This is a genomic window from Pedomonas sp., assembly GCF_036515995.1.
Taxonomy (GTDB): Bacteria; Pseudomonadota; Alphaproteobacteria; order Sphingomonadales; family Sphingomonadaceae; genus Pedomonas.
Map to the genome: position 1 here is coordinate 1 of NZ_DATBUP010000064.1, position 25,681 is coordinate 25,681.

Below are 25,681 nucleotides of genomic sequence, written 5' to 3' on the forward strand. Positions count from 1 at the left end.
CGCTGTCAGCGCCTCGCCCTCGAACAGCCCATCGGCGGCCGCGCCCAGAAGGTCGAGGATAGAATCGCCAATGGCGATGCCGCCACGCGGGCCTCCGCCCGCAGGGCCGCCGCGCGGCGCCTCGTTTGGCGGGCTGAACACGCCCAGCGGCAGGTTCTGGATGGGAAAGTCGGCGTGGCCGTTGGCCGACGCCACCCAGGAGGTGAGCCTTGGGTCGTGGGTCTCGTCGATGTCAATCGTCATGGTTGCAGTCTTGCCTTTTCAAAGTCGCCCCAGCAGGCGTCGTAATCGGATTGCAGCAGCTCCGTCTCCAGCGCCCAGCGGGTCGGGCGGATGACGCTGCGGCTCTCGAACATGAAGGCCAGGGTATGGTCGATCTTGTGCGGCGCAAGCTCGGCGTTGATCGCCTTGTCATAGCTGGCCCGGTCGGGCCCGTGGCCGGACATCTGGTTGTGGAGCGAAGCCCCGCCCGGCAAAAAGCCGCCCGCCTTGGCATCATAGGCGCCGTGGATCAGCCCCATGAACTCGTTCATCACATTGCGGTGGAACCAGGGCGGGCGGAAGCTGTGCTCGGCCACCATCCAGCGCGGCGGGAAGATCACGAAGTCGCAGTTGGCGACCCCGGGCGACTCGCTTGGCGCGGTCAGCACGGTAAAGATCGAGGGGTCGGGGTGGTCGAAGCTGACCGTATTCAAGGTGTTGAAGCGCCGCAGGTCATAGCGGCAGGGTGCCAGGTTGCCATGCCAGGCGACCACGTCGAGCGGCGAGTGGGGCAGGCTTGTCGTCCACAGCCGGCCCTGGAACTTCTGGATGACCTCGCACGCCGCGTCCCTGTCCTCGAACCAGGCCGCGGGCGTCTCGAAGTCGCGCGGGTTGGCCAGGCCGTTCGAGCCGATCGGCCCGAGCTCGGGCAGGCGGAACAGCGCCCCGTAGTTCTCGCACACGTACCCTGTCGCGCGGCCCTCCGGCAGCTGTACGCGAAAGCGCAGGCCCCGCGGCATCAGCGCGATCTGCTGGGGCTCGACCTCCAAGACGCCCAGCTCCGTCTCCAGCCGCAGCCGGCCCTCCTGGGGCACGATCAAAAGCTCGCCATCGGCCGAGAAGAACACACGGCCCTCCATCGAGCGGTTGGCGGCATAGAGGTGAATGGCCAGGCCCACACCGGCGCCTACGTCGCCATTGCCGCCATAGGTGATAAGGCCATCGACGAAATCCGTCGGTGCTGCGGGCAGGGGCAGCGGATCCCAGCGCAGCCGGTTGGGCGGGGGCGGCACTTCGTCAAACGGGCCAGAGCGCAGCAGCGTCTTGCGCCCATAGGGCACAAACGCCCCATGGCTGGCCGTCGGGCGCAAGCGGTACATCCAGGTGCGCCTGTTCTCATGGCGCGGCGCGGTAAAGGCCGTGCCCGAGATCAGCTCGGCATAAAGCCCGAAGGGCACCCGCTGGGGCGAGTTCTGACCCACAGGCAGCGCTCCCGGCACCGCCTCGGTCGCAAAATGATTGCCAAAACCGGGCATCAGCGCAGCGCTTGGTTCTCCCGCAAGCATCCGCACGTCCCGATCGGGCGTCATGACTGCCGTCATATCGCTCCTCTCCTTGTTCCCATTTTTGCGCACCATCTCCGGCGCGTCTGTTTCCTGTCACTTTTGTCTGTTTTGCCGCCGTTGGGAAGAGGGGGCAGGGCGTAGAGCGCTGAACAGCGTTCTTGACAGGCTGTCTGATTCTCGACCATGCGCTGCACCGCGGCCTTGTCCGCCTTGAAAATGCGTTCTGTCATTCAGTTTTGGTTCAGACGGTGCGTCGCAGTTTCTCTTCTGAGTTCGGCAGTTAGCAACCGGCGGATGACCGTCAGGACAGTTGCCGGAGCAGAGTTTCATCTTGCTGTTTTCAGCATGTTTGTCAGGAGTACCAGATCCATGTCTTCTTTAAGAACCACCGCTGCAAGCGCGTTGCTGCTCGGATTTCTCGTTGCCGCCCCGCAGGCGCATGCAAGCAAGACGGGCGATACCATCCTCGGCGCCGGTATCGGCGCGCTGGGCGGTGCGTTGCTCTCTGATGGCGATGTCTGGGGCACGCTTGGCGGTGCGGTTGCCGGCGGCGTGGTCGGCAACGTCGTGAGCGGTGACGGCAAGGACAAGAACAAGAAATATTATCGCGAAAGCGACCGGCGCAAGCACCACATGCGTGAGCGTGACCGCCGCCGCGACAGGAACAATGATCGCATGCCGTGGATGGACCCGGATCGCCGCCGCTAAGCGCTGCACACATGCAGGCACGATTTTAGAATTCATATGATTTTGATGGAGTCCTTATGAAAATTGCACTGATCGCTATCGCCGTGACCCTGATGACGACCAGCCTCGCCATGGCTCAGCAGCCCGCCTCGTCGGATCAGGCCGCACAGGCTTATATCGACACGGCCTTCGGCCGTATCGATACCAACTCGGATGGTTCGATCAGCAAGGAGGAATTCAAGGCCTTCACGCTGGCCCGTCTGTCGCAGCAGAAAGCGGCATTTGAAGGTGCCTTCAACAAGGCCGATACCAACAAGGATGGCAAGATCAGCAAGGAAGAGGCTGCTGCTGCCAATCCGCAGCTGGCGGCCAATTTCACGAAGATCGACGGTAATTCAGATGGCTTTGTCACTGCCGATGAAATCCGTGCCGCTGTGATGCGAGCTCAGTCCGAACAGACCGCGTCCAACTGATCTCTCAGGACAGGCGGCGCAGGAGGCTATGCCTTTTGCGCCGTTTTTTTTATGCCTTGGAAGAATCAGATCATGCGGCTGTCGTAAGCCCATTGGAGCAGCGCCTGGCGCTGCCGCGGACGACAGAACGGATCGCCCGGTTCGCAGTGCTTGCGCACCTGCGCGGCGTGGCGGGCGAAGGCTTTCCAGCGCCGGATCTGCCGCCGGTCTTCCTGAGGCAGGCGGCGGCCCATGAAGTAGCGGCAATACCACTGGAACCAGCCGCGCGGGTCGTCCGGATATATCCAGCCCTTGGCCTGCCATTCGGCCAGAGGCGAACTGGCATTCACACCAAAATAGTTCAGCCTCTTGTCGAAGCCTTCGGGTGAGAGCTTGGCGTTGGTGAACCAATCTTCCGGAAACTCGTCACGGCAATCGGTCATGTACTTGCCGCCGAAAACGCCCAGCTCCAGCATTTCTGCCGGAGTCAGCTCCGGCTGGAATTCCGGGTCGAACTCCTGCCCCGGCGGAGCCACGCACGTGTAGGTATACCCCTGTTGCATCCGGTCGTTCACGGTCACGATACGAGGACGGGCGACACCGGGTTCTGAGCGGTCAGGCATGGGGCGGCCTCCTTCTGCAGCAACGGCTGGCGGCGACGGCCGGCGCGCTATTCTGCGCCGCCTCCGTCTGGCGCGTATTCCAGAATATCACCGGGCTGGCAGTCGAGAAACTCGCAGATCTTGTCGAGCGTCTCGAACCGGATGCCTTTTACCCGGCCTGACTTCAACAAGGACAGGTTCGCCTCCGTAATTCCCACGTGGGCTGCAAGATCCTTCGAGCGTACCTTGCGGCGCGCCAGCATCACATCAAGTCGAACAACGATCGCCATGGCTCAAACGATCTGCTCGTTTTCATCGGCGATGCGCTGGGCTTCGCTGAACAGTCTGGCGACGAAGAACAGCAGCACACTCACCAGCAGAATGAAAAAGTCGTTAAGGTCGAACGTCATGCTGAGCCGAACCTTGTCGGCCCCCGAGATCAGCGCCGCGATCAGATCGATGATCGGCTGCACGAAAAGCGAGGCGAGGGCGGAGATCATCACGAACAGCGCAAAGCCCCGCAGTTCGCGCACGGTGGTGGCGGTGAAAACGCCCCCGCGCTCGATCTCGCGCAGCATGCGCATGAGCCGCCACAGTGCAATGGCGAGCGGTGCGCCGGTCAGGGCCGCGGCAATAAGGCCCGTCCGCCCGGCTGAAGTGCCATCGCTGTCGAGAATGAAGAAGCCTTCGCTCTGGCTGAGCCCGGCGATGCCGGCAACCGTGGCATAGAGAACGATGGCAGTAACGATGCTCAGCCCGATCCCGGTGCTGATCTTCAACCGGCGCGCCCCACGAGCAAGGTTTGATGTAAAAACCATATTGCGTCCCACGAATAAATTATCGTATCACGATAAATAATATCTGCGAATGGCACTGTATAGCCGAATGACGAGCGGGGCAAGTCTCTGGTTTGTCGTTGCCCGGGCCGCAGGGGCCGAGAGTGGGGGGATGAATATGGCGAAGGTATCAGGATTGCGGGCGTTGTCTGTGGCTGGTGTGCTGCTGGCCCTTGCTCCGCTCGACAGTGGCGTCATGGCGCAGCCGGCGGCGGTAAGCGCGCCTGCCGCCGCTGATGCTGTGCTGGCGGCGTTGCGGACGGCTGAACATGGTGATCTGCGCCCGGTCGAAGCGTTGCTGGCCAACAAAAGCACGCAGGGACTGGAGCGGTGTCTGCTGGAGGCCCGACACGCCTCTGCCTTCCTGCGCTTCGATGAGGCCTGGTCGGCGCTGGATCGCTATTTCGCCGGTCAGGATCCGGATCGGGAGCGTCTGTTTGTTGCCCATGAAGTGGCGGCCGGCGCTGCTCTTTTGTCCGGCGAATATGGCAAGGCGGCCCGCCATGCACAGACGCTGCTGGCCATGAGCGCGGACAAGCCGAAAGAGAAGATCGAAAACATTCGCCGGGTGCAGGAGATCGGTGCGCAACTGGCGAATGTTTCCCCGCAGACCGTGGAGGTGCAGGGCAACGGCACGCCGGTTTCGCTGGTGCGGGACAAGGTGGGTCTGCTCCGCTCGCCGATCACCATTGGTGCCATCGTACAGGATGCAGTGCTGGACACCGGTGCGGGCATTTCCGTCGTCAGTGCCAGCGCGGCCGAGCGACTGGGCGTGCGAATGCTGGAGGGCGCCTCGTCCGTCGGCAACTCGGTGGGGGGCGGTGTCGGTATTCGCCTCGGCATTGCGGAGCGCCTTGAGTTTGGCGGGGCAGTGGTGCGCAACGTGGTGTTTGCGGTCATGGACGACGACGCTCTCACGTTCCCGGTGCCTGGCGGCTACAAGATCGACGCCATCCTCGGCTTTCCTGTGCTGCGCGCCATCGGGCGGGTAGAGTTCAACCTTGGGCAGAAAACCGTGCGCGTCTCCCCGACGCCCGCAGTTTCGCAGGAAGCGGCAAACATGCGCGTCATCGGCAGCAGCCCATATGTCATGATGACCATTGCGGGTCTTGAACAGCCGCTCTTCTTTGACACCGGAGCCAACAGCACGGCGCTCTTTCCCCAGTTCACAGCGATGCTGCCTAGCCTGCAGCCGATTTCTGAAGGCCGCATGGCCGGCAAGGCGGGGGCGGGCGGTGTGAAGCACATGCAGAGCATGAAGCTTCATAATGTGCCGGTTTCCATCGGCCGTCACTCGGCCAATATCCCGAACTTAAGCTACGAGCCTGACGGCTCGGATGATCCGGACGTCCCGTTCGGCGTCCTCGGTATCGACCTGCTCAGCCGGTTCGAGACTTTCGCTATCGATTACACCAACATGCTGCTGGAGGTAGGTCGCCCGCTTGCTCCGGCGGCGGCTGCATCCGCTGCCCGCTGACGGTCTCAACGTTTTGCCGACGATATGAACTGTTCCGTCGCGCAGAGCAGGCACCCACGTTTTACAGCATCGCTCAAAAGTCATATTGCTTTGCGTCAAGGCGGCGTACCGAATGTTCGGTGCGCCGCTCCTGCATTTGGGGAGAGATGCAATGACATTGATACGCACGGTTCTGGCGGGCATCGCAGGGGTGATGCTGTTGGCGAGCCCCGCCGCCGCTCAGGACCTTTCCGGGGTTGACCCGCAAACCATCAAGGCCATCGAGGCGGCGGCGTATGACTATGTTGACGGTCAGCTTGAAGCCGATCCTGCACGGGTGGCCCGCTCTGTTCATCCGGACATCGCCAAGCGGTCGGCGCGACCCGCAGGCAACGGTGCCGATGAAGTCTACCCGCTGCGCCGCATGACGCGGGACGAGCTGGTCGATCTGACCCATAAGGGTCTGCTGAAAACGCCGAAAGAGCAGTGGTCGCGCTCCGTGAAGGTGCTGGACGTCTACGGCAACTCGGCGGTCGCCCGGGTGGAGACGCCCTGGTTCGTCGACTACTTCCACCTCGGCCGCTATGGTGATCGCTGGATGATCGTCAATGCCATGTGGGAGCCCAAGTCCCGCCGATAGCGCGAGCACGACCAGAGGGTGCCGGGCTGCACCCCACTTCTGCGAGGTTGCGCCGCCCTTGAATGTGTGATCCGTTTGGCTCGCACAGTTATCGGATCGTCTTTCAGGAAAACGAGGAAAGCATCATGACCACAGCGGTTGGGAACATTCCCCTTCGCCGCATTGACGGCACGTCCGCCTCGCTGGCTGATTATCAGGGCAAGGTGGCTCTGATCGTAAACGTTGCTTCCAAGTGCGGCCTGACCCCGCAGTATGAGGGGCTGCAGTCGCTTTACACCCGTTATCGCGACAAGGGCCTTGAGATCCTTGGCTTCCCTGCCAATGACTTCGCCGGTCAGGAGCCGGGCACGGACGAAGAGATCCGAGATTTCTGCCAGACCAATTACAACGTAGATTTCCCCATGTTCTCCAAGATCGCGGTCACGGGCGAGGGGCAGCACCCGCTCTACCGCCATCTGACCGAGGCCTATCCCGAGGTGGCGTCCAACTCAGGCGACAGCTTTCGTGAGCGGCTGGCGGGCTACGGCATGACGCCGAACCCCAAGCCGGGCGTGCTGTGGAACTTCGAGAAGTTCCTGGTGGGCAAGAACGGTGAGGTCATCGGCCGCTTCGCGCCGGATGTAGCGCCGGACGATCCGCTGCTGACCGAAGCGATCGAGCGCGCGCTGGCGGACTGATCTTTCCAGCGAAGCGCATTCACGCTTAGCGTTCAAAGGCCAGCCTCCGGGTTGGCCTTTGTCGTTTCAGGCGCATGCTTGTGCCCGCATGACGGACGCCTGTGCGGAAACCGTTCTCGCTCTCCCTCTCTGCCAACTAGCTTTTTGCTGATGAGTAACGGGGGCAGGGGAGTAGGTCCGCAATGCGTTTTATCATGAACAGCCTCGGGGCGTTCACGCTGGCGATTGCCATGAATGCGGGCAGCGCGGTGGCGATCCAGGCCGTAGCCCAGTCCCCTGTCACCCAGCCGCCAGTTGCCCAACCGACAGTCACCCTGCCGGCTGAAGGCTTCCTCAGCCTCGAGCAACTGAAACAGCGCTACGGTGATGCGTCGTCGCGGTACATGACCATCGGCGGCATGTCCATCCGCTACAAGGACGAAGGCCGCGGCCCGGCTATCGTGCTTCTCCACGGCTCGCACAGTTCTCTGGACGGTTATGACGATCTCGCCAGAGGATTGGCTGACGAATACCGTGTCATCCGTTTCGACATGCCCGGCATGGGGCTGTCGAGCGCCGTGTCGCAGGATGAGGCGACAACCACGCCCTACGGCGATGACATTCTGCGCGAACTGCTCGATGGACTAGGCGTGAAGTCAGCCACTCTCGTGGGTGTGTCAAGTGGCGGTGCCATCGCCTATTATTTTGCTTCTCTCTATCCGGACCGGGTTGACGCACTGGTGCTGACCAACGTGCCATCCGAGCCTGTCATCGCAGCGAACACGCCCCGCACGCCGGAGTTGCGGCAGGAATTCGAGATTGCGGAGAAAACCGGTTTTCGCAGGAAGAGCTACTGGTCCGTTTATCTGAACTGGCTGACCGGCACGCCGTCGCGGATGACCGATGCCAAGATCTCCCGATACTATGACATGAACCGCCGCCAGCCGCTTGCAAAGCCCCGCTGGTTCTGGCGCACCACCGCAAAAGTTCCGGAAATCTACACGGTGATGTCCTCCGTCAAGGCGCCGGCCTTGCTGGTGTGGGGAAAGATCGATTTCGTTCTTCCCCTGCACACCATGTCGACCCTGCAGCATCATCTGCCCGCGTCTTCGGTTTCAACCATCGTGCTTGAAGACACCGGCCACTATCCCCCGTTCGAGGTGCCGGAGCGCTTTGCCCGGATCGTGAAGACCTACCTGACCAGCGTGGTCAGTGATCAAGTCACACCAGAAAAATAACAAACCACAAACAGGGAAGGATACAAGGGTGGTAAAGTTGCAGCGAGTTGGGCTGACTGCCATGGCGGTCATATTTTCGTTCGGTAGCGCGGGGGCAAGCGCGCAGAATGCAGCAGCGGACGCCCCGGCACCGAATACGGGCCTCGGGGATATCATCGTCACGGCCCGCAAGAAGGACGAGAGCATCATTCAGGCACCGGTCGCCATTTCTGCGCTGTCGGCAGACGCGCTTGAGGCGCGCGGCATCAGCAACTACAGCGACCTGTCTGATTTCGTGCCGGGTTTCCGCTATCAGAACCAGTCCGTCAATCGCAACGACCGCGGCTACACCTTCTTTACGGTGCGCGGCATGTTCTCCGGTACGCCGTCGCCTGACCGGCAGGGCGCCAGCGCGTTCATCGACGGCGTTCCCGTTGGCGGCGGTGCCATTTCCGGCCTGACTGATATTGAACGGGTGGAAGTCATCAAGGGCCCGCAGAGCGCCTACTTCGGCCGCGCGACCTTTGCCGGTGCCGTGAATTTCATCACCCGCACGCCCTCGTTCGAACCGCGCCTGAACGGCAGCATGTCCTATTCGAGCTACGACACTTCGGAGTTCAAGGTCAGCGCGGAAGGCGGCCTGATTGAAGATGTTCTGTCTGCGCGAATTTCGGCGCGTCTGTATGACACGGACGGGCAGTACGATAACTACGGTTACGACGGCAAGCTTGGCGCACAGGAAACCCGCTCCATTGCAGGCACCGTGTATTTCACGCCGACCGCAGATCTGAAGGTGCGCGGCTACATCAATTACTGGGAGGACCGCGACGGTCCGTCCGCGTCCGGCCAGTTGCAGCGCGAAGATTTCAACTGCACCACCAGCACCGGCGTCGCCTTTTATTGCGGCGCGCTCGGCCGTGGCCTGCTCAATCGTCTGACCCAACAGGTCGAGGTCGGGCGCGACGTTATTGATCGCGTCAACGGCGCCACTCCTCCGAGCCAGTATTCAGTGAAGCCGGGCTTCAACGATGATTTCGGCATGAAGCGCAATTCGCTGCAAACCCACATTATTGCCGATTACAGCTTCGCCAATGGCTATACCCTCAGTGCCAACGGCTCCTACCTGCATGACCAATGGGGCTATGTTGCGGACACCGGTTTCATCGATGGCCGCAACACACCGAACCCGTTCTATGGCACCCGCCCAAATGTGCTTCCCTATTATTCGCGCACCGTCGGCGGCCAGACCGACCTGACCAACCATTCCACAGAAGTGCGGCTGTCGTCGCCCGGCGAGGACCGCTTTAACTGGCTGGCCGGTTTCAATTATTTCAGGCAGCGCAACAGCATTGCAACCAATGCCTTCGCCAATGCCGGCTTCTCGCAGTCTGTGCCCGCCACCACTTACAGCGCTGACACCTATGCGCTGTTCGGTTCGGCATCCTATGACATCACCGAAGCCCTGAATTTCAGCCTTGAAGGCCGCTACCAGTGGGATGAAATCGGTCAGACTGTCGAGAGCCGGAATATCAACTATCAGGGCAAGTCCAAGAGCTTCAATCCGCGCGCCATCCTGCGGTACGAATTTGACTCCGAGACGTCGGCCTACGTGTCTTATGCCAAGGGCACGCGCCCCGGCCAGTTCAATGCAACGCTGCTGGCCCTCCCGCAGGCTGTGCAGGATCAGGTGCAGAGCCAGTTGTCCGTCCCGGCAACGGTCGGCACCGAAAAAATCGAAATGGGCGAATTGGGTTTCAAGGCCAACCTGCTTGACCGCCGCCTGCAACTGCTGACCGCCTTCTATTACGGCACGTGGTACGACAAGCACATCAACCAGAGTATCGTCTACAACAACCCGACACCGCAGACGGTGCGCATCGTTGTACCGGGCGGCGAGGTCGAGCTGTACGGCGCGGAAATCGAGGCCACGTTCAGGGCGTCAGACTATCTGACCCTGGAGGGCACGCTCTCCTACGCCGAGACGAAGATCAAGAACACCCAGTGTGCGGAATGCGGCACTCTGATCGGAGACAGCAATCCCGTCGGCAACCGCTTGCCGCAATATTCCGCATGGACGGGATCGGCCTCGGCAACCTATGCCCGGCCGGTGACGGAAGCAGTGGATGGCTTCCTGCGCATCGATTACTTCTATACCGGCCGCCAGTATGAGAGCGAGGCGAACGTCGCCTGGCTGAAACCGAGCCATCGCTTCAACGCCCGTATCGGTGTGGACAGCGGCCAGCTCAATTTTGAACTGTTTGCCGAGAACCTGTTCAACAGCAAGGTTCCGACGTCCATCGCATACAATGCGGACACCTACACAGGAATGCCGTCTCTGACCTTCTCGCCGGCCCGCCGTCGCGTCTTCGGCGCCCGCATGGGTTTTGAATTCTAGGTCGGCTTGGTCAGCCCTTAGGGTCTAAAAAACAACAGCGCTCGCTCACGGTGTCGAAAGAAGGCTGTGAGCGGGCGCTTTCTTGTTCCGCCCAGTTCCGTTGCATTTGAGATCAACCCGGCCGGGCAGCCTGCCAAACGGGCGCTTTTTCAATGCTCTGATTGATATTTCCGAGAGAGGTTGGCGCGCCCTACTGGATTCGAACCAGTGACCCACAGCTTAGAAGGCTGTTGCTCTATCCTGCTGAGCTAAGGGCGCTCGCCACAAACGCACCAGACCGGTTCCGCATCTCCCGCCTCCTGGGCAGAGCCACGGAGGGAGGGAAGGGGCCCTGAAGGGCAGGGCGGGGTCTGGTCCCGGAACAACCTGCGCCGGATTGCCTGTTATCGCCATAACTCACCCGTCAGTGTCAACGGCAAAACAGGCTATTCCGACTGCAACCGCCCCGATATGGCAGCACAGGGCAGGTGCGGCGCTTGAAACAGGCCGCTTACGCCTCGTTCTCGGCCCAATCTTCTCCTTCGCTCGTTGCCCAGCCGTTGTCCCCCAGGGGGTAGCGCTCCAGAATGGTGTAGTTCGCGCCTTCGTGCGTCAGCCGGCTTTCGTAGAGGCAGAAGTCCGTTACGGTGAACGGCGGGCTGGTCAGGCCGCCTGATTCTTCCAGAAAGCCGTTCAGGGTACCGGTTCGGGTGCCGGAGCGAACGCCGAAGCGGGCAATGGTGATGTGCGGCTTGAACTGGCGCTTCTCCGGCACCAGCCCAACCCGGGCAAGGCACTGGTCCACCTTGTTGTGCAGCACCTTCACCGGCTCTTCGGGCGTCACGCCCACCCACAGGGTGTCCGGCTTGCCCTGCTTGCCGAACACGTCCGTGCCGGAGAGCGCCATGGTCACTTCCGGATGATGCACGCCGGAGAGGGCCGCGGCCACGTCTGCGGCCATGTGCCGATCCACTTCGCCGATGAAGCGTAGGGTCAGGTGCAGCTGGTCTTCCCGCTGCCAGCGGGCACCGGAGATGCCGCCCATGGCGGCGAGCAGCAGAACCTTGATGGGGTGGGGCGGGTCGATGCCGACGAACAGGCGCATGGGGCAGCACTCCCGACTGAATGGCGTGACGGGAGCAGGCAACCCCCGTTACGCGGAACCTCTCCATCACGCCGGGGAGGGGGGCGGAAGTCAAGCCTTTGACTGTCTAAGAGTTTAAGCGATTGAAGATGCAACAAGTTTCCGTTGCCCCCTGCGATCATTCCATCGACGGTCTGTATTAACGCGCCACGGCCCGCGAGCCTGCACCCTGCAGGGCGCGGGCAACATGCGGCGCGATGCGCTTGACGATCTGCGCCACCCCGTCCTTGTTGGGGTGGATGCCGTCCCGCTGGTTCAGCTTGGGATCGCCGGCCACGCCGTCAAGGAAGAAGGGATAGAGCGGCACGGCATGCTTCTTGGCCATGTCGGGATAGATAGAATCAAAGGACTTGTAGTAGGTCGCGCCCAGCCCGCGCGGGGCGTACATGCCCGCCAGCAGCACGTTCAGGTCCTGCTTCTTCAGCTCGGTCAGCATGGCGTCCATGTTCTCGCGCGTCACCTTCGGGTCAACGCCGCGCAGGGCGTCGTTCGCCCCCAGCTCAAGGATCACCAGATCCGGCTTCTCCTTCAGCGAGGAAAGCACCCAGCCCAGGCGGCTGCGCCCGCCGCTGGAGGTGTCGCCGGAAACCCCGGCGTTGTGCACCCGCACGTTCAGTCCCTGCGCCTTCAGGGCGTTCTCAAGCTGGCGGGTGAAGCCTTCGGTCGCGGGCAGGCCATAGCCTGCTGTCAGGCTGTCGCCGAAGGCGAGGACCACGCGCGGCTGGCCCTTGCCGGTCGTCGGCGTCGCAGGGCCGGGCGCTGCCGCCCCTGGCCCTGCGTTCATAAGTGCCGCCCCAAGGACGAGCGGGGCGAGCATTTTCTTGAACAGGGCGTATCCCATGACCATAGTTACGTTTTCCCTCATGCGGACTTTGGATACACAATGGTCATTGCCTCGCCTGCCATCAAGCTTCAGTCAGTCCAATTGAGCCTTTCGAGCGGCGCGGGCAGCGTGAACATTCTTCGCGGCGTTGACCTGACGGTCGAGGACGGTGAAACCGTCGCCATTCTTGGCCCGTCCGGGTCGGGCAAGTCCTCGCTGATGGCCATCATGGCCGGGCTGGAGCGGGCAACCGCCGGCCGGGTCGAGGTGGCGGGGGAAGATTTCTCGGCCCTGAACGAAGACGGTCTGGCCCGGGCGCGGCGCGGTCGCATCGGCGTCGTGCTGCAGGCGTTCCACCTCATCCCCACCATGACCGCGCTTGAGAACGTGGCAACGCCGCTGGAGCTGGCCGGTATACCCGATGCGTTCGCCAAGGCGGCCCAGGAGCTGGAAAGCGTCGGCCTCGGCCATCGGCTCGATCATTACCCCTCCCAGCTTTCAGGCGGCGAGCAGCAGCGCGTGGCGCTGGCCCGCGCCGTTGCGCCCCGGCCGCGCCTCCTGTTCGCGGACGAGCCCACCGGCAACCTTGACGGCGCGACCGGCGCGCAGATCATCGAACTGATGTTCCGCTTGCAGGCCGATCAGGGAGCGACCTTCATCCTCATCACCCATGACCGCGACCTGGCGCGCCGCTGCGCCCGTGTCATCGAGATGCGGGACGGCCAGATCGTAGCCGACCGCCCCTCCACCCACCTCTCGGCGGCGGAGTAACCGGTGATGCTGGCGCTCAAGTGGGCGCTGCGCGATCTGCGCGGCGGTTTGCGCGGCCTTCGGCTGCTGTTCGGCTGTCTTCTGGTGGGCGTGTTCGCCATCGCCGGGGTCGGCAGCCTGTCTCAGGCCATCATCACCGGGCTGGAGGAGCAGGGCCAGTCCATTCTCGGCGGGGATCTGGAGGTCGAGCTCTCCCAGATGGAAGCGACACCAGAGCAGCAGGCGGCCTTTGCCCGGCTGGGGCAGGTGTCGGCCATTGCCGAGGTGCGGGCCATGGCGCGCACGCCGGATGGCCGCTCCCAGTTGGTCGAACTGCGCGCGGTGGACAACGCCTATCCGCTTTATGGCACGATCACGTTCGCGCCGGGTGGTGCGGAGACGCTGCAACAGGCGCTCGCGTCCCGATCAGGCACGGAGGGCTCAACCTATGGCGCGGCGGTCTCGGCCGATCTTGCCGGGCGGCTGAACCTGAAGCCGGGCGATGCGCTGGAGTTCGGCGATGGCAAGTTCCACGTCGGGGCCATTCTGGCGGAGGAGCCGGACCGGGTGGGGCGCGGCTTCATCTTCGGCTCCAGCGTGCTCGTCAGCCGCGAAGCCTTGCTCGAGACCGGGCTGGCTCAGCCCGGCAGCATTGTCGACTATGAATATCGCATCCGCCTTCCGCAGGGCGCCGGCGTTGAAGCGGCCAAGCAGGCGCTGACGGAGGCGTTTCCGGACGCTCAGTGGCGCGTGCGAGATCGCACGGACGGCGCGCCACGCCTGCGCCGCACGGTCGAGCAGCTCAGCCAGTTCCTGACGCTCGTCGGCCTGACGGCCCTGCTGGTGGCGGGCGTCGGTGTTGCCAACGGCGTCTCGGCCTATCTCGCCCGCAAGACCGGCACCATCGCCACGCTCAAGAGTCTGGGCGCGCCGTCCGCCCTCGTGTTTCAGATCTATCTCCTGCAAATCGCGGTGGTCACACTGGCGGCCATCGTGGCCGGGCTGGCGCTTGGCGCGCTGGTGCCGGGCATCGCCGGGCAGCTGCTGGCCGAGCAGCTGCCGGTGCCGCCCGCCAGCGGCCTCTTCCCCAAGGCGCTGCTGCTGGGAGCAGGCTATGGTCTGCTGACGGCCATCATCTTCGCGCTGTGGCCGCTGGCGCAGGCGCGGCGCATTCCCGCTGCGCGCCTGTTCCGCGCCGGTGTGGAGCGCCTCGGGCGGCCGGATGCCGCAACGCTCACGGTCATCATCGTCGCCTGCCTGCTGCTGGCCGTGCTCGCCGTATGGGGTGCGGCAGACCGCAAGCTGGCGGCCGGCTTCGTCGTAGCGGCAGTCGCTGTTCTTGCGCTGCTGCGCGGGGCAGGGGGGCTGCTGGAACGGCTCGCCGCCCGTGCGCCGCGCTTCAAAAGTCCGGTTCTGCGCACGGCGGTCGCCAACCTGCACCGGCCCGGCAACACGGCGGGGCAGGTCGTCATGGCCATGGGGCTTGGCCTGTCGCTGTTCGCGGCCATCGCCGTCATCGAGTCCAACCTGAACGCCCAGATCCGCAGCACCTTGCCGGAAAAGGCCCCTGCGTTCTTCTTCCTCGACATCCAGCCTCATGAGATCGACACCTTCAAGGACGCGCTGCGCTCCACCCCGGGTACCGGGGCGATCGAGACGGTGCCGTCCTTGCGTGGGCCGATCGTGCGGGTGAACGACGTGCCCGCCGATCAGGTCAAGGCGGATCCGGAAGTCGCATGGGTGCTGCGGGGCGACCGTGGCCTCAGCTATGCTGAAGACGTGCCGGAGGGCAATGTCGTCACCGAAGGGGACTGGTGGACGCCGGACTATGCCGGGCCGCCGCTGGTCTCTCTTGACGAGGAAGTGGCGCGCGGCCTCGGCATGAAGATCGGAGACACCATCACCGTCTCGGTGCTGGGCGTGGAGCTGACCGCAACCCTCGCCAACATGCGCAAGGTGGACTGGGACAGCCTCGGCTTCAACTTCGCCATGCTGTTCAACCCGGCGGCCCTGCAAGGCGCACCCCACACCTACATGGCAACGGTGGAAGCCACGAAGGCGGCCGAGCCCACCGTTTACGAACGCATTACCGGCTCGTTCCCCGCGGTGCTGGTCGTGCGCGTGTCAGAGGCGCTGGAGCAGGTGGGTGCACTGATGGCGCAGATCAGCGTTGCCGTGCGCGCCATGGGTGCCATCACCATCGCGGCGGGCATTCTGGTGCTGATCGGCTCCATCGTCGCCAGCCGTCAGGCCCGCAGCTACGACGCCGTGCTCCTCAAGCTGCTGGGGGCAACCCGAGGCCAGGTACTGGCGGGTCTGGTGCTGGAATACGCCCTCATCGGCGTGCTGACGGCCGCCATTGCTCTGGTGCTCGGCCTGCTGGGGGGCTGGTTCGCCGTCACCCGCGTGCTTGATCTGGAGTGGGTTCTGCCGCTGGGGCCTGCCTTCGGCACGGTGCTGGTGGGCGCAATCGCAACCCTGGTCATGGGTCTTGCGGGCACCTGGCGCGTTCTCAGTGTAAGGCCCAATCAGGTGCTTCGCGCGGCCCAGACCTGAGCCGCCATCCGGGCAATGCGGTCAGGCCACCCTGCGTCCGGCGAAGGACAGGGGGGGCTGCGCCGTATTTTCTCGGGAAGCAGCGGCCGTTGCTTCTTGAAAGCTTGGTCAAGTTCCCCGATATTCAGGGGGATCTGTCGCACAGGCAGTTGAAAGTTTCACGGGAGAACCTTGGATGGTTAATCAGATCGACCCGCGTATCGCCATGGGCCGCGCCGGCACCATGGACCGGGCCGACATCGATGTTGGCCTGCGCAAGTACATGCTCGGCGTTTACAACTACATGGCGTCGGGCGTTCTGCTGACCGGCCTCGTCGCCATGGCCGTAGCGATGTCGCCGGCGTTGCAGTACCTGGTGTTCGGCACTGCGTTCCGCTGGGTGGCACTGTTTGCGCCGCTCGCCATCGTGCTGTTCTTCAGCTTCCGCATCCAGCACATGTCCGTCACGGCAACCAAGGCCGTGTTCTGGCTGTTCGCCGCCACCATGGGTCTGTCGCTGGGCAGCATCTTCCTCGTCTACACCGGCGCATCCATCGCCAAGACCTTCTTCGTGACCGCCGCCACCTTCGGCGCGCTCAGCCTATACGGCTACACCACGAAGAAGGATCTCTCCGGCTGGGGCACCTTCCTGTTCATGGGCCTGATCGGTCTGATCATCGCCAGCCTGGTGAACCTGTTCACCCAGTCTGCCGCGTTTGACTTCGTGATCAGCGCCGTCGGCGTGCTGCTGTTCGCCGGTCTGACCGCCTATGACACCCAGAAGGTGAAGGAAATGTACTTCGCGGGCGATGCCTACGAAGTGGCGGCCAAGAAGTCGGTGTCGGCGGCTCTCAGCCTCTACATGGACTTCATCAACCTCTTCCTGTTCCTGCTGCGCTTCATGGGCAACCGCGAGTAGTCGGCAACAGGCTCAGGCTTGAATTCAACGGAAGGCCCGGCGGAAACGCCGGGCCTTTTGTTTTTACGTGATTGAAGCGCCTCAGGCAGACCGGCCATTCCGGAGCTGGGCCAGCGCCAGCACGGATAACCCCAGCGCCAGGAGGCCGAGCGCGCCGGGCTCCGGCACCTGCGCAATGTCCAAGCGGATGAGTTGGCCCCGGATTTCTCCCATCGGGTTCCGCACCGTGTGGGCGTTCAGATAGAACGGCGTGGCCTCGCCCGGTGGCACCGCGAGGATGGCCGCAATGGCGGCGTTCACATCGGCGAAGGGCTGGCCGGGGTTGCCGTCGCCCACATCCCACGATCCCTCGATCAGCCACCGGTCCGGCGTCTGCTGGGTGAAGGTCACGTTGCCGTTCACGTCATGGCTGGGGCCGAGCATGCCGTACTGGATCGGCCCGTTCTCGCCCGGCGGCGCGAAATGAATGTGCAGGGCGGTCGCATCCAGCGGTTCGGTCGGCTCGGTGCCCGGATCGCCGTCCGTCGCCGGGCCGAAATCGATCCCTTCGATGCGGATCTGGTAGCCGATCGAGCGGTTGCCGTTGTCGTCCCACAGCCGGAACGCGGCCTGTCCGATCGCGGGGCTATCCACCGGCGGCACCTCCTGCGCGCCGGTCAAGGTTGCGGTGGCAGCGCCCAGCAGCACGGGCTGGGCCTGGAGGCTGGCGGGCAGGGTCAGAATGCAGGCTGCGCTGAGCGCGGCCACAAAGGTCTGTATGTGTGGCATCATGCTTCTCCATGACGGTGCGGTGGAGGAGACGCTGAAGGCAACGGCAAAAGGCAACGGTTCGGGAAGTGCGCTGCCGGGTCGGGCAACAAGGGCAGGCGAGGCGGCAAACGCCCTGTATCAGGCGTGGTTCCGCTGGGCTTCAAGCCACGGAGTTTCGCAACCTCACTCCGGTGAGCGGTGCAGTGTGGTTCCGGGTCTGGGGGCGGGCGTCGCGCCCTTTAACCTACGCGCCCTGCCATCATCACCAGCGGCCAGCGTACAAGGCGCACAGTGTCCGGTTCACCCCACACGGGCAACAGTTCTTCCCGTAACGCGGGCAGGGGGTCGATGCCGAGGCTCGTGCGCATGCGCTGCACGGACGACCATGTGCCAAGGTAGGCGAGCAGCTGATCCAGCGTCCACTCCGCTTCCATCACCACCGGCGGCAATTCGACTTCGGGAAACCGGCGGGGAATGCCCTGATAGCCGGTATCGATATGGGCGCGGTCCGCAGGCCACCAGGCGCCCAGCGTCACGTCATGGAAACGCTCGATGATCGGGTCGATCTCGGCCGAGATGCGCGCCAACCGGTAGGCAACCGCCAGGAACAGCGCGCCGCGTCGTGCCACCCGCTCCACCTCGTCGTAGAAGCGCTCGACATCGAACCAGTGCAGCGCCTGCGCCACCAGCACCGCATCTACCGAGGCGTCAGGCAGCCCCGAGTGTTCGGCTGGTGCCACGCTGTAGACAACGCGCGGGTGCTGCTCCGCCGCCTCGATCTGCCGGGCGCTGGCATCGGTGGCGTATACAGTGCCGAAATGCCGGGCGAGGCCGACGCTGGCCTGGCCGTTGCCGCAGCCGCAGTCCCACACGGCGGCATGGCCGGGGGCATGGGCGGCGATGATCTGGAAGAGGGCGTCCGGGTAACGAGGGCGATGCTCGCGGTACTCGGTGGCGTGGCCGGAGAAGTGATCCTGGAAGCCTGCCGCGCCTTTGCCGTTCGCCATGCCGTTCCCCCTTGTCCCTGCCCGGCCAGTTGTGCTCGGCCAGTCTTGCTCCGGACAGTCGTGCTCCGGTCAGTCGTCGTCCACAACCTTCAGCAGCTTGCGCTCCAGCAGGCGCAGGACATTGACCAGTTCCGACCCGCGTTTGAGGATCGCGCCGGACTGGCCGAGCAGCACGTACTGACCCTGCTTGCGGGCAAGGTCCGGCTGCTTGACGAGCCTGAATTCGGGCCGGTCGCTGGAGCGCTGGAAAATGGAGAACACCGCCTGCGTGCGGTTCATGTCGATGGCATAGTCCCGCCAGACGCCCATGGCCACGCCGCGACCATAGATGCCGAGCAGTTTGCTCAATTCCTGGCGGTCGAACACCACCTGCTGGGGCACCGCGCCATCCTGCCGGGACGGCGGCGGTGCGGGGCGTATGGGTGTAACGTTCTCCATGACGCCCTAGTGTAGATCAGCCGACGGATCTGTGCGAGCCCCGATCGTCCCGTTTGTCGCGCTGCTCCGCCTCAAGGGCCGCAAGCCGTGACTGAAGCCGTTCCATCTCACAGCGCAATACCTCCAGTTTCTGGGTCTGGGGATCGTACTTCTCGACGCAAGGCGTGCCGTAGGCCAGAAAGTCCTTGGCATAGACCTGGGCATCCACCAGCAACGGCTTGGCCGGGTTGCCGACCACGGTCGCGCCGTCCGCCACGTCCTTGGTGACGACCGCGTTGGCGCCGACGCGGGCGCGCTTGCCGACGATGATGGGGCCGAGGATCTGGGCATTGGCGCCGATGATGGCGCCGTCATCGATGGTGGGGTGGCGTTTGCCGCCCTTGCCGGAAGACGGATCTACGCCGCCCAGTGTGATGCCCTGGTACATGGTCACGTCATGGCCGATCTCGGCGGTCTCGCCGATGACGACGCCCATGCCGTGATCGATGAAGAAGTTACGGCCGATCTTCGCGCCGGGGTGGATCTCGATGCCGGTCAGGAAGCGCCCGAACTGGGAGACAGCCCGCGCCAGCCAGTAGAGTCGGGCGCGATAAAGGCCATGGGCGACGCGATGGACGCCGACCGCATGGACGCCGGCATACAGCAGCACTTCCCAGCGGCTGCGGGGCGCCGGGTCGCGTGCCTTGATCGAATCCAAATAGGCCACCAGCGAACGGAGCATGGCGGTCTCCCCTGACCTTTATGAGCAATATATGCCTGAAATGGCAGTTTTCAGCAATTCGGATCAACTCCCAATTGTGCGAACGCACCGATTACGTCTCGGCGACGATCCGATCCTCCTTATGGGAGAGCTGCCCCTCCCACTTGGCGACAACGGCCGTGGCAACGGAGTTCCCCACCACATTGGTAGCGCTGCGGCCCATGTCAAGGAACTGATCGACAGCCAGAACCAGCAGCAGGCCCGCTTCCGGAATGTTGAAGTGGGCGAGCGTTGCGGCAATCACCACCAGCGAGGCGCGCGGTACGCCCGCCATGCCCTTGGAGGTGACCATGAGCAACAGGAACATGGTGATCTGCTGGGCCAGGGTCAGCTCGATGCCGTAGGCCTGCGCGATGAACAGAGTTGCAAACGTGCAGTACATCATCGACCCGTCCAGATTGAACGAGTAGCCCAGCGGCAGCACGAAGCTGGCGATGCGGTTCGGTACGCCGAACTGCTCCAGCCGCTCCAGCGTCTTGGGGTAGGCCGCTTCCGAAGAGGCGGTTGAGAAGGAGAGCAGGGTCGGCTCGCGGATGGCGCGGACAAGGCCGGTGATGCGGCCCTTCAGCACCAGGAAGCCCGCGAATACCAGCACCAGCCACAGCATGAACAGTGACAGGTAGAAGCTGCCGATGAACTTGCCGTAGACGAGGATGACGTCCAGGCCCTGGGTCGTCACGGTGGCGGCGACGGCGGCGAAGACGGCAACAGGCGCGGTCATCATCACGTAGCCGGTGATCTTCAGCATCACATGGGCCAGCTGGTCGGCGAACTGGGCAACGAGGCGGCCCTTCTCACCGAGCTGGGTGATGGCGATGCCGACAAACACCGAGAACACGACGATTTGCAGGATCTCGTTATTCGCCATGGCCTCGGCGATGGAGCGCGGCACCAGGTGGGTGATGAACTCTTTGAGCGACATGCCGCCCGCCGCGACGTCTGCGCCCTGCGTGGCATCCGGCAGGGGCAGGGCCAGGCCGACGCCCGGCTGGAGGATGTTCACCATCACCGCGCCAAGCGTCAGCGAGACCGCCGATGCGCCGAGGAACCAGACCATCGTCTTCAGGCCGACCCGGCCGACAGAGGCGCTGTCTTCCATGTGGGCGATGCCGACGACCAGCGTCGAGAACACCAGCGGCGCGATGATCATCTTGATCAGGCGCAGGAACACGTCGGTCACGATGGAGAAGTAGCCTGCGATTTCCTTCGCGGAGTCAGGCGTGGCGGCACCCTGATTGAACAGGTGGCCGACGACGACACCCAGAACCATGGCGATGAGGATAAGCAGCGTGAAGCGGCGTTGCATGGACGGCCTTCGTTTCATTTGAAAGGGTGATGAATAAGCGTCCGCTCGGTCGAGTCAACCTGTGAAGGAGAACGGCGGTGCACGGAGAAGTCGTGCATCCACTTGGTGCGGCTCTCAAAAGCGCATGATTTCGGTACGTTAATGGCATGATGGATCATGTTCATGGCTCATTCGATCATGAAGCGGGTGACCTTCGCGGATCTTCCGATTATGGTCGTCATGACCAGCTGTGATCTTTGCGTTGCCCGCCGCGAGCCGGAACAGGACAGTTTGACTTTTGATTTGAGGCGCTTAGTTCAGGCGAAGCGACATCCCGGGAACCTGCCGGAAAGGGCAGGGGATGAAAGAGGAGGGCGGGTAATGCGCAGCTGGCGAGGCGAAGCTGATGTTTGTCAGGTCATAGCAAAACTGTGTTGCCATCACCGGTTCGGCGGTTAGGTTCTGCACTCTTTCGTGACCACAGTTGAGGGCGTTACGGGCGTAATGGATTGGATCGCCTCAGATTTTCTGCTGTTTATCGCCATCGGCTTCGTGGGTCAGCTCTTTGACGGCGCACTAGGCATGGGATTCGGTGTCATCAGCTACACCGTCCTGACGAGCCTTGGCATTCCCTATACTGTGGTCAGCGCCAGTGTGAACGGCGCCAAGATATTCACCGGTGCCGTATCGGGTGCTGCGCACATCCGCCACAAAAACGTGGATTGGGGCATGTTCCGGCTGCTGGCGGCCGGCGGCGCGGTCGGCGGCGTGCTCGGTGTCGCGATGCTCACGCAGGTGTCCGGTGACATCATTCGGCCCATCATTGCAATCTACCTCACCTTTGTCGGTTTCTACATCATCCTGCGCGCCTTCCGGGCCGTGACCTCGCACGTTTCCAAGAAGCGCACTGCGGGCATCGGCGCTGCGGGCGGCTTTCTGGAAGCCACGGCCGGTGTGTGGGGGCCGCTCGTCACCAGCAACATGATCGCCAGCGGATCCCAGCCGCGCTATGCCGTGGGCACCGCCAATCTGGCGGAGTTCGTGGTGGCGCTGGTCGTCTCGCTCATGCTCATTCCCCACATCGGCATCGAGAACTTCTCCAAGGCCGTGATCGGCCTGCTGATCGGTGCGTTCATGGCCGCTCCGGTTGCAGCCCGTTTCGCCCGCCAGCTGCGGGCGCGGACCTTGATGATCGGCGTCGGTCTCATGGTCATCGTCACCAGCCTCTACCGGTTGATCAACCTGTACTTCTAGGGCGCGACGCCGTCAGATCCGGGCGGGCCGGATTCGGGTCGCCGCCTTTCTGGCGCGGTCTTGCATCCTGAGGCCGCCCTAACCGGTAGCCGCCTCGTCCCAGAACATCGCCTCAATCTTGTGGCCGTCCGGGTCACGCACGAAGCAGCCGTAATAGGCGGCGCTGTACTCCCGGCGCGGGCCAGGCGCGCCTTCATCCATGCCGCCAGCCGCAATCGCCGCCGCATGGAAGGCATCCACTTCCGCGCGGGAATGGGCAAGGAAGGCCACATGCGTGCCGTTGCCCACGGCGGCCGCTTTGCCGTCATAGGGACGCTGCACCCAGAATTCCGGGAAGGCGCGGCCGTAGGCGACGGCACCGGGCTCATCCACCACACGCCGGGCGCCGACGGATTTCAGCGTCGCGTCATAGAAGCGGGTCGCCCGCTCGAAATCGTTGGTGCCCAGCGACACGTGCGACAGGAGGCTCGGGTTTCCGTTCTGCACTTCAGCCATTTCAATCTCTCCCCTTCAAGTGTTCATCATTTGTTCCGAATATAGCTGGGACCGAAACCATCGGCAAGGTTCTTATGGTCGTAGATCGGAGGGCCGGGGCAGGCGCTGCTGCCCCCGAACATAAGGCTTTCCGTCGATTTCGGGCGGAAGCAGGGTTGGTTTTATTGAAAAATTAGATTATATTATGCGTGACAATTCAGGAAATCGATCATGAATCTGCCCACCATCAAGCAGCTCCAGTATTTGACCACGCTTTACGAGCATGGCCACTTCGGCCGGGCCGCCGAGGCCTGTTTCGTGACCCAGTCCACCTTGTCCGCCGGTTTGCGGGAGCTCGAGGCGGTGCTCGACGCCACGCTGGTCGAGCGCACCAAACGGGTGGTGCGCTTCACGCCGCTGGGCGAGAAGGTTGCGCGCAAGGCGTACAATGTGCTGCGCGAGGTGACCGAGATCGCCCAGCTGGCGCGGGCAGCCGGCCGGCCGCTGTCGGGCGAGCTGCGGCTCGGCGTCATTCCGACCATCGCGCCGTTCTTCCTGCCGAAGGTGCTGCCGACGCTGCGGCGGTCTTACCCGGATCTGAAGCTCTACCTGCGCGAGGAAATGAGCCACGTGGCGTGCGACGCGCTGATGCGCGGCCAACTGGATTGCGTGCTCCTGGCCTTGCCGTATGGCTGCGGCGACGTGCAGGCGGCCGAGCTGTTCGACGACGAACTGGTGGCGGCCCTGCACGAGACGGACGAGTCCACCCTGCCGAACGAGGTGAGCCCAAGCGATCTGGACAGTGATCACCTGCTGTTGCTGGAAGACGGGCACTGCCTGCGCAACCATGCGTTGGCCGCCTGCGACCGGCCGGACCTGCGGGGCGAGCGCGCCATTTTGGGCACCTCCCTGCACACGCTGGTGCAGATGGTTGATAACGAACTGGGCGTGACGCTGCTGCCGCGTATGGCGGTGGACGCCGGTATTCTGGACGGCACCCGGGTGGTGACCCGGCCGCTGACGTCTGATCAGGCCAAGCGCCGCATCGCGCTGGTGTGGCGGCGCAAGAGCCCGCGGGAGGACGAGTTCCGCCTGCTGGCGGACTTCTTCATTGCGGCGCGAAATGGCTCGGCAACCCGGCCTGCCGAGGTGGTCGAGGCCCCCGAGGCCGCTGCATCGCCTGCAGACTGATCCGCTGCCGGGCAGGCGGGTCTTCGCCCTCTGGTTGTTTAATGGATAGCAGGTCCGCCAGTTGACGGGCCTGCTAACAGCAATGTTTGCACCCTGAAGTAGTGGATGCTGTTTAATGCCGGTGGTGTTATGAAGTAGGCCGAAGCGCTGCTGCATTAATACACCGTTCATGTAGTCTGTTGCAGTGCCGTCACGGCTGTTTCGGTTGGTCAGCCGACTATGCGAATCTACTCCAAGGGGGCTTAGAGTTCATGTTGAAGAAGTTTGTACTGGCGGCCGTGGCCGCCTCCCTTTGCGCGTCTGTTGCTCCGGCGGCCCTCGCGCAGTCTTCCGGGCGCAAGGCGCAGGAGAAGGGCACGGCGGAAATTCCACAGTGCAGCCGCAAGCTGGGCACCATCGCCATCGTCGAGCCGGATGACCAGTGGTGGCGCAGCTATGGGCTTGGCAGCCCCGAGGCCATTCTGCGCGTCTTCGTTCAGAAATCCGGCTGCTTCACGCTGGTCAATCGTGGCCGCAGCATGCAGAGCCGCAGCATGGAGCGCGCCCTGGCTGACTCCGGCGAGCTTCAGGAAGGTTCAAACCTGGGCAAGGGTCAGGTCCGCGCGGCTGATTACTTTCTTCAGCCTGATCTGGTGACCTCCAACAACGATTCCGGCGGCAACCGCATCGGTGGCGCGCTGGGCGGTCTGGTGGGAGGCGCCTTCGGCGCGATTGCCGGCGGCATCAACATGAAGAAGAAGGAAGCCAACGTCACCCTGTCGATCGTCAACGCCCGCACCACTGAGGAAGAGGCGCTGGTCGAGGGTTACGCCCGCAAGCGCGACATCGGCTTCGCTGGCGGTGGCGCCGGCTTCTTCGGCGCATTCGCTGGTGTGGCCGGCAGCGGCTACGAGAACACCGAGATCGGCCAGGTGATTGTGCTGGCTTACCTTGATGCCTACACCAAGCTGGTCGGCCAGATGGGCGGCCTGCCGGAGAACGCCTCGGCTGCGGCTCCGGTCGCCCAGTAAGGCTCAGGCGGTTTCATCCGCTGAACTGAACAAGAAGGGGCGTGCCCAGCCGGGCGCGCCCCTTTGCTTTTGGTTACGCCCGGATGTAGCTGGCCCCGTTCACGTCGATGGTGGTGCCGGTCATGGCGGCGGGAGCCTCGCTCGCCAGGTAGGTGATCACGTTTGCCACCTCCTCGGGGGCAGACATGCGGCGCAGCGGAATGTCGGCCGAGGCGGCGGCTTCGCCGTACACCCGCACCCAGTCCTCCGCCATTTCCGTGCGGGTGAAACCGGGGGCGACGTTAAAGGCGAGAATGTTCTGCGCGGCAAAGCCCCGGGCAATGGATTTGGTCAGCGCCGCCTGCGCCGCCTTGGATGCGGCGTAGTGCATGTAGTCCGGCGTATCGCCCCGGTGCGCGGCCCGGCTGATGACGGTGACGATGCGACCGCCGCCATTGGCCTCGAAGTGGGGCAGGGCGCACTTGCACAGGTCTGCCGAGGCGATCACGTTCACCTGCATCGTGGTCGCCCAGTCGCGCGACCAGCGCTCCCAGTCTGCATCAACGCCGCTCTCGGAGAAGGTGGCGGCGTTGTTGACCAGCACGTCGATCTTGCCGTTGGGGGCGACGGCGAGCGCCTCTTCCCACACCTTGAGGCCGGCGCCCGGCTGGTTCAGATCGCCCTCGATCAGCGCGCCGCGCCCGTTGATTTCAGCCAGCACGCTCTCGGCGGCTTGCCGGTTGCGGCCATAATGGATGAGCACGAACGCGCCCTTGGCGGCCAGCTGGCGCACGCTTGCCGCGCCGATGCCACGTGATCCGCCGGTGATGAGAACGGTTGAACCGTTGAGCGACATGATGAGCCTCGCAAATTGGAAAGGCAGGAAACCCGGTTG

General features: G+C 63.6%; 26 protein-coding genes, 1 tRNA gene and 1 pseudogene. 13 read left to right on the forward strand and 15 right to left on the reverse strand.

The window, feature by feature from the left end:
- Nucleotides 1–243, reverse strand: a pseudogene (locus VIG90_RS04975) (hypothetical protein); the annotation flags it as partial.
- Entirely contained in the window at nucleotides 240–1,517 is a 1,278-nt protein-coding gene (gene hmgA, locus VIG90_RS04980) for a homogentisate 1,2-dioxygenase (protein WP_331592382.1), read from the reverse strand. The pseudogene VIG90_RS04975 and the gene hmgA, both read right to left, overlap by 4 nt.
- A 399-nt stretch (nucleotides 1,518–1,916) precedes the next feature.
- Here hmgA and VIG90_RS04985 point away from each other — a divergent pair, with 399 nt between their 5' ends.
- Nucleotides 1,917–2,255 (forward strand): glycine zipper 2TM domain-containing protein, encoded by a 339-nt coding sequence (locus VIG90_RS04985; protein WP_331592351.1) that lies wholly within the window; start codon nucleotides 1,917–1,919, stop codon nucleotides 2,253–2,255.
- 56 nt (nucleotides 2,256–2,311) lie between these two features.
- Nucleotides 2,312–2,707, forward strand: coding sequence for an EF-hand domain-containing protein (locus VIG90_RS04990; RefSeq protein WP_331592352.1), 396 nt, complete (start codon nucleotides 2,312–2,314; stop codon nucleotides 2,705–2,707).
- 65 nt (nucleotides 2,708–2,772) lie between these two features.
- Here the strand turns inward: VIG90_RS04990 and VIG90_RS04995 are convergent, their stop codons facing one another.
- Genes VIG90_RS04995 through VIG90_RS05005 form a run of 3 tightly spaced genes read right to left on the reverse strand, consistent with a single transcriptional unit; the run spans nucleotide 2,773 to nucleotide 4,106 of the window.
- Nucleotides 2,773–3,309, reverse strand: coding sequence for a hypothetical protein (locus VIG90_RS04995; protein WP_331592353.1), 537 nt, complete (start codon nucleotides 3,307–3,309; stop codon nucleotides 2,773–2,775).
- A gap of 47 nt (nucleotides 3,310–3,356) precedes the next feature.
- Nucleotides 3,357–3,578: a helix-turn-helix transcriptional regulator gene (locus VIG90_RS05000; RefSeq protein ID WP_331592354.1), complete on the reverse strand. Its 222-nt coding sequence runs from the start codon at nucleotides 3,576–3,578 to the stop codon at nucleotides 3,357–3,359.
- Between the two features lie 3 nt (nucleotides 3,579–3,581).
- Entirely contained in the window at nucleotides 3,582–4,106 is a 525-nt protein-coding gene (locus VIG90_RS05005; protein ID WP_331592355.1) for a DUF2975 domain-containing protein, read from the reverse strand.
- Nucleotides 4,107–4,242: 136 nt separating this feature from the next.
- Here VIG90_RS05005 and VIG90_RS05010 point away from each other — a divergent pair, with 136 nt between their 5' ends.
- The 5 genes from VIG90_RS05010 (at nucleotide 4,243) to VIG90_RS05030 (ending at nucleotide 10,488) form a co-directional block, all read left to right on the forward strand.
- Complete coding sequence (locus tag VIG90_RS05010) at nucleotides 4,243–5,601, forward strand: aspartyl protease family protein (RefSeq protein WP_331592356.1); 1,359 nt, start codon at nucleotides 4,243–4,245, stop codon at nucleotides 5,599–5,601.
- 151 nt (nucleotides 5,602–5,752) lie between these two features.
- Nucleotides 5,753–6,220 (forward strand): nuclear transport factor 2 family protein, encoded by a 468-nt coding sequence (locus tag VIG90_RS05015; RefSeq protein ID WP_331592357.1) that lies wholly within the window; start codon nucleotides 5,753–5,755, stop codon nucleotides 6,218–6,220.
- A gap of 125 nt (nucleotides 6,221–6,345) precedes the next feature.
- Nucleotides 6,346–6,897: a glutathione peroxidase gene (locus VIG90_RS05020; RefSeq protein WP_331592358.1), complete on the forward strand. Its 552-nt coding sequence runs from the start codon at nucleotides 6,346–6,348 to the stop codon at nucleotides 6,895–6,897.
- A 182-nt stretch (nucleotides 6,898–7,079) separates the two neighbouring features.
- Entirely contained in the window at nucleotides 7,080–8,114 is a 1,035-nt protein-coding gene (locus VIG90_RS05025; protein ID WP_331592359.1) for an alpha/beta hydrolase, read from the forward strand.
- A 61-nt stretch (nucleotides 8,115–8,175) separates the two neighbouring features.
- On the forward strand, nucleotides 8,176–10,488 hold the full coding sequence (locus tag VIG90_RS05030; RefSeq protein WP_331592360.1) for a TonB-dependent receptor: 2,313 nt from the start codon (nucleotides 8,176–8,178) through the stop codon (nucleotides 10,486–10,488).
- Between the two features lie 181 nt (nucleotides 10,489–10,669).
- Here VIG90_RS05030 and VIG90_RS05035 read toward each other — a convergent pair.
- From VIG90_RS05035 to VIG90_RS05045, 3 genes are all read right to left on the reverse strand, one after another.
- Nucleotides 10,670–10,746, reverse strand: a tRNA-Arg gene (locus VIG90_RS05035).
- A gap of 232 nt (nucleotides 10,747–10,978) precedes the next feature.
- Nucleotides 10,979–11,572, reverse strand: a complete 594-nt coding sequence (gene thpR / locus VIG90_RS05040; RefSeq protein ID WP_331592361.1) for an RNA 2',3'-cyclic phosphodiesterase — start codon at nucleotides 11,570–11,572, stop codon at nucleotides 10,979–10,981.
- A 178-nt stretch (nucleotides 11,573–11,750) separates the two neighbouring features.
- Nucleotides 11,751–12,458 carry an arylesterase gene (locus VIG90_RS05045; protein WP_331592362.1) on the reverse strand — a complete coding sequence of 236 codons (708 nt, stop codon included), beginning with the start codon at nucleotides 12,456–12,458 and terminating at the stop codon, nucleotides 11,751–11,753.
- 36 nt (nucleotides 12,459–12,494) lie between these two features.
- Here VIG90_RS05045 and VIG90_RS05050 point away from each other — a divergent pair, with 36 nt between their 5' ends.
- The 3 genes from VIG90_RS05050 (at nucleotide 12,495) to VIG90_RS05060 (ending at nucleotide 16,638) form a co-directional block, all read left to right on the forward strand.
- Nucleotides 12,495–13,205, forward strand: a complete 711-nt coding sequence (locus VIG90_RS05050) for an ABC transporter ATP-binding protein (protein WP_331592363.1) — start codon at nucleotides 12,495–12,497, stop codon at nucleotides 13,203–13,205.
- Nucleotides 13,206–13,211: 6 nt separating this feature from the next.
- The gene (locus VIG90_RS05055; protein ID WP_331592364.1) at nucleotides 13,212–15,740 is read left to right on the forward strand and encodes an ABC transporter permease; all 2,529 of its coding nucleotides are present in this window, start codon (nucleotides 13,212–13,214) and stop codon (nucleotides 15,738–15,740) included.
- Between the two features lie 175 nt (nucleotides 15,741–15,915).
- Nucleotides 15,916–16,638 carry a Bax inhibitor-1/YccA family protein gene (locus VIG90_RS05060; RefSeq protein WP_331592365.1) on the forward strand — a complete coding sequence of 241 codons (723 nt, stop codon included), beginning with the start codon at nucleotides 15,916–15,918 and terminating at the stop codon, nucleotides 16,636–16,638.
- A gap of 81 nt (nucleotides 16,639–16,719) precedes the next feature.
- Here the strand turns inward: VIG90_RS05060 and VIG90_RS05065 are convergent, their stop codons facing one another.
- The 5 genes from VIG90_RS05065 to VIG90_RS05085 form a co-directional block, all read right to left on the reverse strand.
- Nucleotides 16,720–17,406 (reverse strand): CHRD domain-containing protein, encoded by a 687-nt coding sequence (locus VIG90_RS05065; protein WP_331592366.1) that lies wholly within the window; start codon nucleotides 17,404–17,406, stop codon nucleotides 16,720–16,722.
- A gap of 221 nt (nucleotides 17,407–17,627) precedes the next feature.
- On the reverse strand, nucleotides 17,628–18,395 hold the full coding sequence (locus VIG90_RS05070) for a class I SAM-dependent methyltransferase (RefSeq protein WP_331592367.1): 768 nt from the start codon (nucleotides 18,393–18,395) through the stop codon (nucleotides 17,628–17,630).
- A gap of 69 nt (nucleotides 18,396–18,464) precedes the next feature.
- Nucleotides 18,465–18,833, reverse strand: coding sequence for a DUF2794 domain-containing protein (locus tag VIG90_RS05075; RefSeq protein WP_331592368.1), 369 nt, complete (start codon nucleotides 18,831–18,833; stop codon nucleotides 18,465–18,467).
- 16 nt (nucleotides 18,834–18,849) lie between these two features.
- Nucleotides 18,850–19,554: a serine O-acetyltransferase gene (cysE, locus tag VIG90_RS05080; protein ID WP_331592369.1), complete on the reverse strand. Its 705-nt coding sequence runs from the start codon at nucleotides 19,552–19,554 to the stop codon at nucleotides 18,850–18,852.
- Nucleotides 19,555–19,645: 91 nt separating this feature from the next.
- A complete protein-coding gene (locus VIG90_RS05085) occupies nucleotides 19,646–20,899 on the reverse strand; it encodes a dicarboxylate/amino acid:cation symporter (RefSeq protein ID WP_331592370.1) in 1,254 nt (417 codons plus the stop codon).
- A gap of 483 nt (nucleotides 20,900–21,382) precedes the next feature.
- On the opposite strand from VIG90_RS05085, the gene VIG90_RS05090 reads away from it, so the two are divergent.
- Nucleotides 21,383–22,132 carry a sulfite exporter TauE/SafE family protein gene (locus VIG90_RS05090; RefSeq protein ID WP_331592371.1) on the forward strand — a complete coding sequence of 250 codons (750 nt, stop codon included), beginning with the start codon at nucleotides 21,383–21,385 and terminating at the stop codon, nucleotides 22,130–22,132.
- A 78-nt stretch (nucleotides 22,133–22,210) separates the two neighbouring features.
- On the opposite strand, the gene VIG90_RS05095 is transcribed toward VIG90_RS05090, so the two are convergent.
- Nucleotides 22,211–22,627: a VOC family protein gene (locus tag VIG90_RS05095; protein WP_331592372.1), complete on the reverse strand. Its 417-nt coding sequence runs from the start codon at nucleotides 22,625–22,627 to the stop codon at nucleotides 22,211–22,213.
- Nucleotides 22,628–22,837: 210 nt separating this feature from the next.
- Here VIG90_RS05095 and VIG90_RS05100 point away from each other — a divergent pair, with 210 nt between their 5' ends.
- The gene (locus VIG90_RS05100) at nucleotides 22,838–23,797 is read left to right on the forward strand and encodes a hydrogen peroxide-inducible genes activator (RefSeq protein ID WP_331592373.1); all 960 of its coding nucleotides are present in this window, start codon (nucleotides 22,838–22,840) and stop codon (nucleotides 23,795–23,797) included.
- 251 nt (nucleotides 23,798–24,048) lie between these two features.
- Complete coding sequence (locus VIG90_RS05105; RefSeq protein WP_331592374.1) at nucleotides 24,049–24,807, forward strand: penicillin-binding protein activator LpoB; 759 nt, start codon at nucleotides 24,049–24,051, stop codon at nucleotides 24,805–24,807.
- A gap of 73 nt (nucleotides 24,808–24,880) precedes the next feature.
- On the opposite strand, the gene VIG90_RS05110 is transcribed toward VIG90_RS05105, so the two are convergent.
- Nucleotides 24,881–25,642 (reverse strand): SDR family NAD(P)-dependent oxidoreductase, encoded by a 762-nt coding sequence (locus VIG90_RS05110; RefSeq protein ID WP_331592375.1) that lies wholly within the window; start codon nucleotides 25,640–25,642, stop codon nucleotides 24,881–24,883.
- Nucleotides 25,643–25,681 lie beyond the last annotated feature (39 nt).